Consider the following 12,958-nt stretch of genomic DNA (forward strand, 5'->3'; position numbering starts at 1 on the left):
AAAAGGCATTCATGGAAATTGATAAAATCATATCTGAGTTAAGTTTTAAAGCCGTCCGCAGCAGTGGAGCTGGTGGTCAGAATGTGAATAAAGTTTCCTCGAAGGTGGTGTTAAGTTTTGATTTGAAAAATTCTCAGGCTTTAACGGATGAAGAGAAACTGTTGGTTGAAACCCAATTATCCTCTAGATTGACTACTGATGCCGTTCTAATTTTGAATTGTGATGAAGACCGAAGTCAATTTAGAAACAAAGAAATTGTAGTTAAACGATTTTTGGCACTGATGAAAAATGCTTTGTTTGTACCAAAAGAAAGAAAGCCCACCAGAATTCCTAAATCGGTCATTAGAAAGCGAATCAAGGATAAAAAAAACATTTCGGAAGTCAAGAAAAATCGTAAAAAACCAGATTTTTAAAATTTATTCTAATTCATAATTTATAATTCATAATTTATAATTAGTTTTGCGCTGTCTCAAAGGGGTGCTTAAATCTGAATTTATTTCAGATTCTGAAACAAGTTCAGAATATAGCTGAGATTATACCCAACGAACCTGAACAGGTAATGCTGTTAAGGGAAAAAATGACAAATAAATAGTGTGCACGCTACTTTCATTTGTTATAGGAAACAATCATTTTTTAATTTAACAAAAAGAATAATTCCCCCTTTTATTCGTAAACTTTTTACGGATGAATTTTTTATTTTACAAAAAAGGCCAAGAGCCAAAGCCCAAGAGCCTAACTAGAGTATTTCGAGTATTTTTCATACTCCTCACTTTTCACTTTTCACTTTTCACTTTTTCGCAAGTCAAAGACACTACACAAGTCAATCCACTAGATGAAGTATTGGTTTCAGCGGTTCGTGTAACCACAAAAACGCCGGTTAGTTTTAGCAATTTGAGCAAAAAAGACATCAAATTCCGAAATTTAGGACAAGACATCCCTATTTTGATGAATTATTTACCTTCGGTTGTAACGACCTCTGATGCGGGAAATGGTGTGGGGTATACCGGTATTCGGGTTCGTGGTAGCGATGCAACGCGAGTAAATGTTACCATTAACGGAATTCCATATAACGATTCTGAAAGTCATGGAACATTCTGGGTGAATATGCCTGATTTTGCTTCTTCAGTGGAGAGTTTACAATTGCAACGCGGTGTAGGAACTTCTACTAATGGGGCGGGTGCTTTTGGTGCCAGCTTAAATATGTTGACGGATAATTTTGCCAACGAAAGTACAGGAGAAATTTCTAACTCTTTCGGAAGTTTTAACACTAGGAAACACACCGTCAAATTCAGCACGGGTTTAATGAACGATCATTTCGAAATTGCGGGACGTTTATCAGCGATTAAGTCGGACGGATTTGTGGATCGCGGAGCCTCTGATTTGAAATCCTATTTTCTTCAGGGAACGTATGTGGGCAAAACTACATTGATCAAAGCATTGGTTTTTGGTGGGACCGAAAAAACGTACCAGTCTTGGAACGGAATTGATGGTGAAACGCTAAAAAATGACCGAACGTTTAATTCAGCAGGTGCTTTTACGGACGAACAAGGAAATGCTCGTTTCTATGACAATGAAACCGATAATTACCAGCAAGATCACTCGCAATTGCTTTGGAATGAAAAAATATCCGAAAACTGGAGTACTAATTTTGCTTTGCATTATACTAAAGGAAAAGGGTTTTTTGAAAACTATAAGGAGGATGCTGATTTTGCCGATTACGGTTTACAGCCTGTTGGCGCTATTTCAACAACGGATTTAGTACGTCAAAAATGGTTAGAAAACGATTTCTACGGAACTACATTTTCGGCTAATTATAAAGATGAAAAATTAGATGTCATCTTTGGTGGAGGTTGGAATAAGTATGAAGGCGACCATTTTGGAAAAGTAATTTGGGCCAGGAATGCTTCTCAGAGCGAGTTGGGAGATCGCTACTATGATGATTATGCCAATAAAACGGATGGAAATATTTTTGCGAAAGCCAATTTCCAAATCACGGAGCAATTAAGTTTGTTTGGAGATTTGCAATATAGATCAGTGAATTACAAGGCGAATGGTGTTCAGCCAACACTTGTAGATGATACTTTTAATTTCTTTAACCCTAAAACGGGATTAACCTATACGATCAATGCTGGAAATTCTGTGTATTTATCCTATGCCAGAGCCAATCGCGAACCGAATAGAAGTGATTATGAAGGCGGAAATGTAAAACCAGAAAAGCTAAATGACTTTGAATTGGGTTGGAGATACGTTGCAGAGAAAGTACAGTTCAATACCAATGTCTATTATATGGCGTACAAAGATCAGTTGATTTTAACTGGGAATCTGGATGATGTGGGCGCGCCAATTCGTTCCAACAGCGAAAAAAGTTACCGATTAGGACTGGAAGTTGATGCGACAATTGCATTGACCGATCAGTTGATTATTCGTCCAAATTTTACCCTGAGTGCTAATAAAAATCAAGATTTAGCCGTAGAAGGTCTGAATTACGGGACAACAGACATTGCGTATTCGCCATCTGTTATTGCAGGAAATATTCTGGTTTATACACCTATTGAAAATCTTCATATTTCCTGGTTGCAAAAATTCGTTGGGGAACAATACATGAATAACATTGAATTACCGGCTGCTAAGTTGGCAGATTATTTTGTGAATGATTTGAATGTGGCTTATACTTTTAAACCCAAAACGATTTTCAAAGAAATTGTGCTAACGGGCTTAGTGAATAACTTTTTAGACAAGCAATATGTTTCTAATGGGTATATGTATGATATCTATCCGTACTATTATCCACAAGCGGGAATTAATTTCCTAGTGGGTTTGACGTTGAAGTTTTAAAGAAAAGTTTGTAATTGGATGAAATCCTGATAGTTCGCTATCAGGATTTTTTGTTTATTAGTTTTTCAAATAAATCGATATCTTAAATCAGATCATTTTTTTTGATTTATAAGAAAAATAAGCTACTTTGGTTTTTTAAAAAAAAATAACTATTTGTTTTGGTAGTGTTTGTTTTAGGGAAATTATTATTGAAAGAAAGAATGACAATTTATTATTCAGCCTTTGTAAACCTCAGAAAAGACAAAGAAGTTAAAATTAATTTTCCTAGCGGTAAAAACGATTACATTAAAAGATACCGTTTTTAATGGAAAGCAGTTTTATATGTACAAGCGTTTAAATCTTTAATATTTCCAATTATGAGATTAATTTTGATAAGTATTTTATTGATAAGTTCTGTTATGTTTGCTCAGTCTTCAGGAACTGTTACCTATAGTTTTAATGTTCCTTTTGAACTGGAGAGTATAACTAATCAGGACACTAAAGATTTTGCTAAAAAAATTATTGATTTGGCCAATAATCAAGAATTTGAATTGAGCTTTAACAAATCGCAATCTCAGTTTATTTGCGTGGAGAAATTAAATTTTGCGTCAGAATTTGACCAGAAGTTAAATAATGTAGCGAAATCAGGATTCACATCGCATGATGTTTTCAGTAATTTTGAAATCAGTACGCAGATTACAATTATGAATGATGGAACTTTGGTTGAAGATCAAATTAACAAGTTAGATTGGGAAATAAGTTCTGAGTCTAAAATGATTGGCGCATATTTATGCTACAAAGCGGTTTTAAAGATCCCTTTTGTTAATAGATACAGAGAGTCTAAAATTAAAGAAGTGATAAGTTGGTTTGCACCTAGTTTACCTTATTCGTATGGCCCAAAGAATTTTCATGGATTACCAGGTTTAATTTTAGAACTCAATGAAAATAACAAAACATCTGTAGCGTCTAAAATTAAATTATCTGATAACGTTGCAATAATAAACTTCCCAAAAGGCAAAACAATTTCTAAAGCAGAGTACGAGAAAATGCTTGAATCTAGTATGGGAGCTGTAATACTCAGTAAAAAAAGAGAAAAGGAAACAGACAAACAATAAAACGGAATATGATTGTTTATTTATTTTCAACACCAATTTATGTTTAAAATTCTAGTACTTTTTTTCGTAACCACTTTTTGCTTCTCTGAATCCCGCACAATTACTGGTGTAGTTTAAAAGTAAAATTAGCGTAAGATCTTTTTTGTTGAGTGAATTATAATATAACTTGAAAGCGTAAATCTGTTGAAAATTAGTTAAATTTTAAAGTAAATTCCTAAAATTCGGTTTTTTTTTGATATTTGACTTGGTTAACCAAAAAAAATATTAATAAATTTAAACCAATTTAAAAATGAAATCACTGATTCACGACGACCAAAACTAAATAAGTCTGGGAGTAAAAAATTAGTGTTTACCGCTCTAGCAGTGGTTGCGTTTAGTGGAGCTGCAATGGCAGGAACTAGTGAAGTTAAGGAGAGCAATGTATTAGCTTTTTTAGTTAATGACTGTACTTCGCAAACGATTGAAAAAATGGACAGTTTAGATCCAGGAAATGAATTGTCTATTTCAGAATTCAATGCGATTTATCAGGTTCTTTATAATAACTGTATATCAAAAAGTACGACAAAGAGTTTGACTCAGGGGTAAAGTACTTATTATACATTGTGATTTTTAATCTTTTTGAGAAATTGTTTTTGAGAAATTGTAATTTTTGAAACTACTAATTTATTCAAAAACAATTTCTTACTTATCTTTCAATTATGAAAAAAATATTTTTATTACTTGTTGCGTTTGTGTGTTTAACTTCTTATGGTCAAGTAACTAAAGGTAAAATTATATACAGTATTAGTGTTAATGCTGATGAAAATGTTCTGAAAAGTGATAAAATGGGTAGTACTTATTCAGAAATGAGTAAAACAGCAGGAACTTTTTCTTATGTTTTGCGTTTTAGTGGTTCTAAAACTTCTTTTCAAAAAGAAAATAAGTTAATTGATAAAGAGAACGATGAAGATAGAATGATTAGTGATCTCGCTTCAGTAATGTTTACTACTCAATATAATTACTATTTTGATTTTAAGGATAATTATGTACTGTCTGAAATTGAAGGGACTTTGATAAAAGATACTATAAAGCCAATCAACTGGGTAGTAAAATCAAATAGTAAAGTTATAGATGGTATAACGTGTTTTCAGGCATTGTCTGAAATAGAATATATCAGTAGAGATAATAAAACAAAATTTAAAAAAATTGTTGCTTGGTTTGCCCCAAGCCTACCTTATTCGTTTGGGCCTAAAAATTTCCATGGCCTACCAGGACTTATATTAGAACTAACAGAAAATAGAACAACTTATTTAGCAACTAGATTAGATTTCAAAGATGCTGCAATCAATATTGATTTTCCAAAAGGGAAAACAATAAGTCAAGACGATTACATTAAAAAAATACTGTCAAATTAGTATTAATACATAAAATATTCTTCTATTTTCTTTTTTTTACAGCTCTAAGTTTCTCTCAATCCCGCACGATTACTAGTGTGGTTTAAAAGTAAAATTAGAGTAAGATGTTTTTATTGAGTGAAATATAATATAACTTGAAAGTGTAAACCTGTTTAAAACTAGTTAAATTTTAAAGTAAATTCCTAAAATTCGTTTTTTATTTTTGATATTTGACTTTGTTAACCAAAAAAACTATTATAAATTTAAACCAATTTAAAAATGAAATCGCAGATTCACGACGACCAAAACTAAATAAGTCTGGGAGTAAAAAATTAGTATTTAATGCTTTAGCAGTAGTAGTATTTAGTGGAGTAGGAATGGCTAAGAATGTTGAAGTAAAAGAAAGCATTAAAAATACGAGCAAGAAAAGAGCATTTGCTGCAGGGGAGTGTAATGCAGCAAAGTTTGTCGCTTACGTTGTTGCCAAAGCTGCTGGATTTAGTCACGAAGAAGCCGCTTCCATATCTTATGCTGTTTATTTTATGTGTATGGGATTGACGGAGGCTCCAATATCACAATAAATAAAGAACTAAATTTAAATAAAATATACAAGCACACCAATTTCGATGATTTTGGTGTGTCTTTAATATAAATATAAAATGAATAAAATTATTGTTATTTTAATTTTGTCTGCTGCTGTAGGTTACAGCCAAGGTAAAAATGTTACGGTGGCATACGGATTAATAATAGAAAAAGAGACAGGATTATTTGATAATAATGCCATGTTAAAAAGTATGCTTGAAAAATCCATACTTGAGTCTAAAAAGCTAACGTTCCAATTAATCATAACAGAAAATGGCTCTAAATTTTTTAATGAAGAAATGCTAGATAGTGACATTGCTTCTCATTCACAAAGATTTACACTAGCAATGGCTAATTATATGGGAATTGTAATTAATCTTAAAGAAAAATTATTATTTCAAAAGGAAATGTTAGGAGAAAACATTTACGCAGAAGAGGATTTAAAAAATAATTGGATTTTGACTAATGAGACCAAATTAATAGATAAATATTTATGTTACAAAGCTACTAATGTTTATACGGTATTGAACGGATCTAAAATTTTTAGCCATCCTGTAATTGCATGGTATTGTCCAAAATTACCGTTTCCGTACGGTCCCGTCGGTTATGGAAATTTACCTGGGTTGATTTTAGAACTTCGGGTACGAAATACTGTGTACGGAGCAAAAAATATAAAGCTCAATAGTGATTCAAATTTTGATATAAAAGCTTTAGAAAAAATAAAAATCTTAGATAAGAAACAATTAGAAGAAGCCTATTATAAACTGAATGACTTTATTGATTAACCCTATTTATTATAAAATTAATTTCAGAATATGAAAAAATTAATTTTATATACTCGTAATTAAAAATCAAAAAAATCCCAACAGTGAATAATTTACATAGAGCAACACCATTTGGATTTATTTCTCAACTAAAATAAATGAATAAGTTTATATATCTATTACTATTTTTTTCTTTTTTTTCATTCTCCCAAACAAAAAGTCTAGTAGGAGTAGTTTCTGATGATAGTAATAAACCATTAGAATCTGCCAATGTCATTGCAAAACCGTTGCAGGAAAAAGCAAGCTTAAAATTTGCTATTGCAGATAATAAAGGACGCTACCGCTTAGAGCTGGATAAAGCAGTAAAGTATGAAATCACCGTTTCGTACATTGGGTTTGTAGAGGAAGTATTCATTCTAGATGCTGATGCTGTCGTGACTTCGCACGATTTTAAATTAAAACCTACCGGAGAGCAACTCAAAGAAATTGTGATCAAACACGAATTCAAACCCATTGTGATCAAGAAAGACACGATGACGTTTGACGTTAAAAGTTTTGCAAACGGCAACGAACGCAAAATGAAAGAAATCCTAGAAAAACTTCCTGGTGTTGAGGTTGATAAAAATGGAGGCGTTACCGTACAAGGTAAGAAAGTCACTAAAATGCTGGTAGAAGGCAAATCTTTTTTTGGTGGTGGCTCAAAGCTCGCAGTGGAGAACATTCCAGCTGATGCACTGGATAAAATTGAAGTCATAGACCACTTTAACGAAGTGGGTTTTATGAAGCAAGTATCTGATAGCGATGAATTGGCAATGAATGTAAAACTCAAAGCCGATAAAAAGAAATTTGTTTTTGGTGATGTTGAGGCTGGTGCCGAAGTAGGTAATGCGGACAATGGATTTTACCTAGGACATGCCGCTTTGTTTTATTACAGTCCAAAATCGAACGTGAGTTTTATAGGGGATTTGAATAACATTGGTAAACGCACCTTTACTTTTGATGATTTAATGCGTTTTGGCGGTGGTATGAGTACCTTTCTTTCGGGTCGAAAATCATTGACTAATTTGTATTCCTTTGCCAATGACAACCAAGATGTGGTGCAGAATACCTCTCAGTTTGGTGCCTTCAATTTTAGTCACGACACTTCTTCCAAGCTTTCTATTTCTGGTTTTTCTATTTTTTCGAAAGTGTTGACGGCTTCACAAACCCAAACCAATAACGAATACTTGCAAAACACCGCATTTGCTTTTGAGGATAGAGCACAAAATGGTGATAGCCGTTCGGTTCTTGGTATTGGTAACATCAAACTAGATTATTCGCCTAGCGCTAAAGAGAAATGGTACTACAACGGACAATACCAATCGACTACCAACGCGATTTCAAACACGATCAATTCGATAACAAGTCTTAACTCTAGTGTATTTGAAACGATAAGCAAAGCAGATAATACAGCAATAAAACAATATATTGAGTGGCATAAAAATTACAATCTAAAACACACCACCACATTAGTAATCAATCAAGCGTACGATTATAATACGCCACAAACCAATTGGTTTACCGATCAGCCCTTCTTGGCGGGATTAATTCCGTTGCAAGATGACAGTTCTTATCGCATAGAGCAAATCAAGAAAGTAAAAAACAATAGTGTAGATGCGTTGTTCAAGCATTATTGGATTATCGATAATTTCAATCATTTGTATACGAATGTGGGAAACAATTACGGGGCTTCTCGTTTTGAAACTTCAGAGAAACAGATACTGACGAATGGAACGATCAATGATTTTGCTTTAAATGGTTTTGGGAATGCTATAAAATATAAGTTAAACGATGCATATGTGGGACTCGAATACAAATTTAGAATAGGAAAATGGACCAATAAACCAGGCTTATATTTGCATTGGTATCATTTAATTACGGAACAAAAAGCAGGAAATCAGTCACTCTCTAAAACACTTTTTCAACCACAATGGAATAGTGATTATGAGTTTAATAAATCTGAAACTTTAAACTTTAGCTACAAATTAGAAAACAGTTTCCCCCAAGCAACGCAATTAGCCGATCAATTTACCTTGCAAAATTATAACTTGGTGTACAAGGGAAATGCCTTATTACAAAACGAGCGTTATCACAATACAAGTTTGCGCTATTCAAAAATGAATTTGTACCGCGGCGTAACGTGGAACGCAATGGCTAGTTTTAACCAAAAAGTAAAAACGATTCGGAATGAAATTCAGTTGGATGGAATTAACCAATTCAATACGCCTATTTTGAGCGACAATCCAGAGACCAATTATAATGTTAGTGGAGCTTTTACTAAAAAAATATACCGTTTTAATTTGCGTTTCAATACTAATTTAAGTTGGTTCAACTATTTTCAAACCATCAATACTATTGAAACTTCAAATAACAGAAACAATCAGAGAATGGGAGTTGTATTAAAAACAGCTTATAAAAAATGGCCAGGCTTTAGTGTTGGATATACCAAAGGTTTTAGTCAGTTTTCAGGAATAACCAGATCTAATTTTCAAACCGATGCGATTGCCTCTGATTTTGATATCAGCATCGCAAAATTCTGGACCTACAAAATCAGCTACGAAAATCTCAAAAACACAAACAACAACAATCAAAGTAACTTTTATGATATTGCTAATACTTCATTGCGCTATCAAAAGAAAAATAGTCCTTTTGGATTTGAATTAACCGCTAATAATTTGTTCAATAACAAAGTCAAAAACGATTATTCATTCTCGGATTACTTAATCAGCGAGCGCACTACTTTCGTATTGCCAAGGGTGTTTTTGTTTTCGGTGAGTTATAAGTTGTGATAAATTTAAACACATTAAAGCAAGAGGATTACGAATTTGAATATAAAATTAAACTCGTTAATTTTTTGTTAATTAATTAAATAAATTCTTAATCAATATTTTCTTTTTTTGATATTTACTAAGGCTAATCAAAGAACTATTTAAAGATTTAAATCCAGTAGTAAAAATGACAAATTTTAAACTTATCCTCATCATCGTTTTGTTTTTTATTGGCCTTACCAGTCATTCCCAAATAGCAGTGAGCGGGTTTTCAAATTATGCGGTGGGATTTAATACTAATAAAAACAGGGATGTTAGTGCGGAGCTGAAAGTGTTTACTAATTATTATTTTGCAGAAATGCCAATTGAGGCTAATGTGTTTTATAATTTTGAAACCAAAGAATACCACCGTTTTTCGATTGGATTGGGAGTTAATCTAAGTCCATTCAGGGGTTTTGATGAAATAAATGGATTGGTGGTTCCTGCGACTCTTGAGATTTTTCCAATTAAGAATTTAAAAAAAATAGCACTAGTTTTAGAACTAACACCGGTATTTAGAATTGAGGATAATGCAATCCTCAGGGGTCTTATTGGGATTCGGTATACTTTTGATAAAAAATAATGTTGTTGACAGTAAAAAGAGTTTGATTTAAAAATAGTGAAGCTATAAACCAGAGTGGAGGAACTAGCCCTACAGCAAAAAAATACTGCCTTTCCTTATGTAGTGTGTATCCTTTTTTTTCTATCCTGCCCATAAAATTAATTAAAAACGCGCAACACATCTCCATTTACTTGCACTCGGTATTGTTTCATAGGATATTGCAAGGAACTTTGCCCCGTAAATAAACTATAAGTAACATTGTCACAACCGCATACGGCATTAATTCCGTTTATGGTCATCGTTGAACAGGCGTTTATGGTTTGATTGGGACAAGCCGCATCAAACGCATTGTATCCACTACCGGTATTAAAAACAATTACGCCTTGCGCACCAATATTAGGAACGTAAACTGCATTGCTCACAAATTTAAGACTGGAATAAGTTGGTAAATTCATATTGAGGTCCATAGTGAAAGTGTAATTAGGAATAAAGGGATTGTTATTGTTAACCCCAGAATCACTGCAAGAAAAAAAGAAAAGAATTAGAAAGGAAAGCAGTAGGTTTTTTTTCATTTTAAAATAGTGTCAAAGTATTAGTGAAACAAATTTAATTTATTTAACTTTGAATTATATATGATTAACATATATTTATAGACGAAAAAAAAATAATAGTATCTTTGTGGAAAGAAATCCCGTCCTGATGGGATTTTTTCTATTTATATAAATGAGGAAGTTATGAGTACAGTATCGTATTACACCGCAGAAGGGTTAAAAAAATTAAGAGAAGAATTGGATTATTTAAAAAGCGTAATGCGTCCAAAAGCATCTGCAGATATTGCTGAAGCAAGAGATAAAGGCGATCTTTCAGAGAATGCTGAATACGATGCAGCCAAGGAAGCACAAGGCATGCTGGAAATGCGTATTGCTAAACTAGAAGAAGTGCATTCGAACGCGAGATTAATTGACGAATCTCACTTAGATCTTTCTAAAGTATTGGTTTTATCCAATGTAAAAATCAAAAACCAAACCAATGGTATGGAAATGACCTATACATTAGTTGCGGAAAGTGAAGCCGATTTGAAAACCGGAAAAATCTCTGTGACTTCACCAATTGGAAAAGGATTACTAGGGAAATCAGTGGGTGAATTTGCTGAAATCACAGTTCCGAATGGTGTTTTGAAATTTGAAATTTTAGAAATATCTCGCGATTAAATAGTTAAAGATTCAAACGATTAATTGATTCAACATGTCAAGTATTTTTACTAAAATTATAAACGGAGAAATTCCGTGCTATAAAATTGCTGAAGATGAAAATTTCTTAGCTTTTTTGGATGTAAATCCAAATGCAAAAGGACACACACTTTGTATTCCAAAACAAGAAATCAATAAGATTTTTGAGATGGAAGATGATTTGTATCTCGGGCTGATGCAGTTTTCAAAAAAAATTGCAATCGCTCTAGAGAAAACGGTTCCTTGCAAACGCATTGGGATGGCTGTGGTAGGACTTGAAGTGCCACATGCACACGTTCATTTGATTCCGCTGAATGAAATGGATGAAATGCGTTTTCAAAATAAAGTAACGTTATCCAAAGACGAATTTGAAGCTTTGGCGACAAGCATAAAAACCAATTTATAGTATTTTTTGAAATAAAATAATTTGGTATGGTTTTCGTTTAAAAGGGAATGGGTGCAAACCTGTTCCCTTTTCTGATTTATGAAGCCTACATTACACACTATGAAAAACATTTTTTTGTTGTTTTGGTTCTTTTTCACATTGCTGGGTTTTGGACAAGTTAATGCCGGATACGCTGTTGTCGATGCTAAAATGGCTGCTATCCCTGTTAATGCAACAACTTCAACCGAAGCAATTGCTAAGTATATCAATACTAATTTTAAAACACAAACAGATAAAATCAGGGCCGTCTTCTACTGGACCGCATCAAATATTAGTTATGATGTTCCCGGAATGTATAAAGTGAATTTTGATGAAACAGTTTCAGAAAAAATCGCAAAGACGTTGAAGACTAAAAAAGGCGTTTGTATTCATTATGCTTCCGTTTTTAATGATCTTTCCCAAAAAATTGGAATTCAATCCTACATCATTGAAGGATATACCAAGCAAAACGGGAACGTAAGTAACTTGGCTCACGCTTGGACAGTGGCCAAAATTGATAACAAGTGGTATGTATTTGATTCAACTTGGGGTTCCGGCTATGTTAATAACGGGAAATTTTTTAAAAAATTGAATAATAATTATTTTAAGGCTGAACCCACTAAAATAATTGTTTCCCACATACCATTTGATTATTTATGGCAATTTTCTAATTATCCTATTACCAATAATCAGTTTTATGAAGGGAAAATCCAAATCAACAAAACCAAGAAATATTATGATTTTGAGAAAGAAATTGTAAAACATAATGGTTTGTCAGAGGAAGATAAATTGTTTGCTTCAGCAGACAGAATAGCCAAAAACGGGTTGAAAAACGCCATGATAGTAGAACGGTATGAAGGCAAAAAAAAGCGATTAGCGTACATAAAATACAATTCCAATATTGAAAAATTGAATGCTATTGTAAATGAAATGAATGAGGCTGTTGTAATGTTGAATGATTTTATTCACTATCGAAATAACACGTTTAAACCTGCTTTACCGGATAGTGAAATCAGTATTATGATTGATGCGCCAAGAGAAAAACTGGCTAAGTGCCAAAATGAAATTCACAAAGTTGGTTCTGTAGGGAATGAAAATGCTGCTAATGTTGCTTCAATAAAAAAATCGATAAGTAAAGCTTTGGCCCAAGCCGAGGAACATGCAAAGTTTGTAGATGCCTATTTAAGTAAGTCAAAAATAGCCCGAAAAACGATGTTTTTTAAAGTCGCACAGTTTAGAGTTCGTTAAA

13 protein-coding genes are annotated in these 12,958 nt (G+C 32.9%); 12 read left to right on the top strand and 1 reads right to left on the bottom strand.

Annotated elements, in window-relative coordinates:
• The first annotated feature begins 11 nt into the window (after positions 1 to 11).
• The 9 genes from arfB (at position 12) to E0F91_RS06655 (ending at position 10,077) form a co-directional block, all read left to right on the top strand.
• Positions 12 to 413, top strand: a complete 402-nt coding sequence (arfB, locus tag E0F91_RS06615; RefSeq protein ID WP_132065537.1) for an alternative ribosome rescue aminoacyl-tRNA hydrolase ArfB — start codon at positions 12 to 14, stop codon at positions 411 to 413.
• A gap of 271 nt (positions 414 to 684) precedes the next feature.
• On the top strand, positions 685 to 2,835 hold the full coding sequence (locus E0F91_RS06620; protein WP_132065538.1) for a TonB-dependent receptor: 2,151 nt from the start codon (positions 685 to 687) through the stop codon (positions 2,833 to 2,835).
• A 356-nt stretch (positions 2,836 to 3,191) separates the two neighbouring features.
• Entirely contained in the window at positions 3,192 to 3,929 is a 738-nt protein-coding gene (locus tag E0F91_RS06625; protein ID WP_132065539.1) for a GLPGLI family protein, read from the top strand.
• Positions 3,930 to 4,274: 345 nt separating this feature from the next.
• Entirely contained in the window at positions 4,275 to 4,514 is a 240-nt protein-coding gene (locus E0F91_RS06630) for a hypothetical protein (RefSeq protein ID WP_132065540.1), read from the top strand.
• Positions 4,515 to 4,627: 113 nt separating this feature from the next.
• Positions 4,628 to 5,323, top strand: a complete 696-nt coding sequence (locus tag E0F91_RS06635) for a GLPGLI family protein (protein ID WP_132065541.1) — start codon at positions 4,628 to 4,630, stop codon at positions 5,321 to 5,323.
• A gap of 215 nt (positions 5,324 to 5,538) precedes the next feature.
• The gene (locus E0F91_RS06640; protein ID WP_132065542.1) at positions 5,539 to 5,883 is read left to right on the top strand and encodes a hypothetical protein; all 345 of its coding nucleotides are present in this window, start codon (positions 5,539 to 5,541) and stop codon (positions 5,881 to 5,883) included.
• A 78-nt stretch (positions 5,884 to 5,961) separates the two neighbouring features.
• Entirely contained in the window at positions 5,962 to 6,669 is a 708-nt protein-coding gene (locus tag E0F91_RS06645; protein ID WP_132065543.1) for a GLPGLI family protein, read from the top strand.
• Between the two features lie 137 nt (positions 6,670 to 6,806).
• Positions 6,807 to 9,476 (top strand): carboxypeptidase regulatory-like domain-containing protein, encoded by a 2,670-nt coding sequence (locus E0F91_RS06650; RefSeq protein WP_132065544.1) that lies wholly within the window; start codon positions 6,807 to 6,809, stop codon positions 9,474 to 9,476.
• Positions 9,477 to 9,642: 166 nt separating this feature from the next.
• Complete coding sequence (locus E0F91_RS06655) at positions 9,643 to 10,077, top strand: hypothetical protein (RefSeq protein WP_132065545.1); 435 nt, start codon at positions 9,643 to 9,645, stop codon at positions 10,075 to 10,077.
• Positions 10,078 to 10,214: 137 nt separating this feature from the next.
• On the opposite strand, the gene E0F91_RS06660 is transcribed toward E0F91_RS06655, so the two are convergent.
• The gene (locus tag E0F91_RS06660) at positions 10,215 to 10,628 is read right to left on the bottom strand and encodes a Rieske (2Fe-2S) protein (protein ID WP_132065546.1); all 414 of its coding nucleotides are present in this window, start codon (positions 10,626 to 10,628) and stop codon (positions 10,215 to 10,217) included.
• Between the two features lie 162 nt (positions 10,629 to 10,790).
• Here E0F91_RS06660 and greA point away from each other — a divergent pair, with 162 nt between their 5' ends.
• The 3 genes from greA (at position 10,791) to E0F91_RS06675 (ending at position 12,957) form a co-directional block, all read left to right on the top strand.
• Positions 10,791 to 11,267, top strand: a complete 477-nt coding sequence (greA, locus tag E0F91_RS06665) for a transcription elongation factor GreA (RefSeq protein WP_113634059.1) — start codon at positions 10,791 to 10,793, stop codon at positions 11,265 to 11,267.
• Positions 11,268 to 11,301: 34 nt separating this feature from the next.
• Entirely contained in the window at positions 11,302 to 11,691 is a 390-nt protein-coding gene (locus E0F91_RS06670; RefSeq protein ID WP_132065547.1) for an HIT family protein, read from the top strand.
• Between the two features lie 99 nt (positions 11,692 to 11,790).
• Positions 11,791 to 12,957 carry a transglutaminase domain-containing protein gene (locus E0F91_RS06675; RefSeq protein ID WP_165930100.1) on the top strand — a complete coding sequence of 389 codons (1,167 nt, stop codon included), beginning with the start codon at positions 11,791 to 11,793 and terminating at the stop codon, positions 12,955 to 12,957.
• The last annotated feature ends 1 nt before the right edge of the window (position 12,958 follow it).

It is taken from the genome of Flavobacterium sandaracinum (genome assembly GCF_004349135.1).
GTDB lineage: Bacteria > Bacteroidota > Bacteroidia > Flavobacteriales > Flavobacteriaceae > Flavobacterium > Flavobacterium sandaracinum.

What these genes read in the sequence shown, in the direction of transcription:
- E0F91_RS06660 (WP_132065546.1), bottom strand. Translation starts at nt 10,628, where the DNA reads ATGAAAAAAAACCTACTGCTTTCCTTTCTAATTCTTTTCTTTTTTTCT.
- E0F91_RS06675 (WP_165930100.1), top strand. Translation starts at nt 11,791, where the DNA reads ATGAAAAACATTTTTTTGTTGTTTTGGTTCTTTTTCACATTGCTGGGT.
- E0F91_RS06650 (WP_132065544.1), top strand. Translation starts at nt 6,807, where the DNA reads ATGAATAAGTTTATATATCTATTACTATTTTTTTCTTTTTTTTCATTC.
- E0F91_RS06635 (WP_132065541.1), top strand. Translation starts at nt 4,628, where the DNA reads ATGAAAAAAATATTTTTATTACTTGTTGCGTTTGTGTGTTTAACTTCT.
- E0F91_RS06620 (WP_132065538.1), top strand. Translation starts at nt 685, where the DNA reads ATGAATTTTTTATTTTACAAAAAAGGCCAAGAGCCAAAGCCCAAGAGC.
- E0F91_RS06670 (WP_132065547.1), top strand. Translation starts at nt 11,302, where the DNA reads ATGTCAAGTATTTTTACTAAAATTATAAACGGAGAAATTCCGTGCTAT.
- arfB (WP_132065537.1), top strand. Translation starts at nt 12, where the DNA reads ATGGAAATTGATAAAATCATATCTGAGTTAAGTTTTAAAGCCGTCCGC.
- E0F91_RS06625 (WP_132065539.1), top strand. Translation starts at nt 3,192, where the DNA reads ATGAGATTAATTTTGATAAGTATTTTATTGATAAGTTCTGTTATGTTT.
- greA (WP_113634059.1), top strand. Translation starts at nt 10,791, where the DNA reads ATGAGTACAGTATCGTATTACACCGCAGAAGGGTTAAAAAAATTAAGA.
- E0F91_RS06655 (WP_132065545.1), top strand. Translation starts at nt 9,643, where the DNA reads ATGACAAATTTTAAACTTATCCTCATCATCGTTTTGTTTTTTATTGGC.
- E0F91_RS06645 (WP_132065543.1), top strand. Translation starts at nt 5,962, where the DNA reads ATGAATAAAATTATTGTTATTTTAATTTTGTCTGCTGCTGTAGGTTAC.